Source organism: Streptomyces sp. Ru62 (genome assembly GCF_002920615.1).
Lineage (GTDB): Bacteria > Actinomycetota > Actinomycetes > Streptomycetales > Streptomycetaceae > Streptomyces.
This window is the reverse complement of the sequence record NZ_PQSU01000095.1, coordinates 1-927: the sequence shown is the minus strand read 5'-3', so window position 1 is coordinate 927 and position 927 is coordinate 1. Positions and strand designations below refer to the sequence as shown.

Annotated in this window: 1 pseudogene; it reads right to left on the bottom strand. The window is 68.6% G+C overall.

What is annotated here, in order from left to right:
* Positions 1-196: pseudogene (locus tag C3492_RS43845) on the bottom strand (IS110 family transposase); the annotation flags it as partial.
* Positions 197-927 lie beyond the last annotated feature (731 nt).

Sequence of the window (927 nt, the reverse complement as noted above, 5' to 3'; positions counted from 1 at the left end):
CATCGAAAACGTCCACGCCCTGGGCCAGCAGGTAGCGGGACAGGACCGCCCCGAAGGAACCGGTACCTTCCACTCCGGCCCGGCGCACCGTACCCCACGCCCTGGCCCACCCCAGCAGTTCGCGGTAACCGGCCGCGCTGGCCGGGAACTCCTGGGTGCCGATCACCTCCCCCACCAGGGAGAGCACAGCAGCCACATGGGCATCCCGGTGCGTGTCCACTCCCAGGACCACCCCCCCCGGCCGGCCGACGCCGACGAGGACGCGAAGCGGAGGACGTGCCGGTCATGCTCGTTACCTCTCAGGCCGACGGCTTATCGCGTAGCCGGCAGCGGGCCGTGCGGACGGTCAGAATCGTGATGACGCCTGTCTGGCAAGCCCCTATCGAGACACGTCCATCAGCCCGAGACCAACAGTGCGCTGTCCCCTGGCCGGCGGTCGACACAGTGTGATCAGGACACCCCGGTCAGAGATCTCAGGAGTCAGACCGCGCCGCAGGACAGCGCCCACCTACGGTTCTCGGCCCAACCGGCTTCCAGCCACGTCAACCCGCTCGTTCGGATGTATTGACTCGAACCGCCCGTCGCCGACGAGCAGGACTGCCAAGATGCCGCCGTCGTGCGTCGCTTCGAGTCGAAGGCGGACCATCGGAACCGCGGGTCAACGAGCGGCAGCTCTCGGTGTTGCAGCGGGTGGAAGCCGGGTGCCCTGCCCACTGTGCCCCAGGTGGTCTCGGACACACGTATACGGCGGTCGGCAGACGCCGGGCCGGCCTCACGTCCGGCAACCGTCCGGCGCGGACCTTGACCCCGGTGTGCACCGATCTGGTCATGCCATAGCGCTCCGGCACTGTCATCTCGGCTGACCCAGTAGGGGGAATCGCAGGCCCCTCGGGCGCGAGCGGTGGCTGAAAGCCAGCGATGACGGTG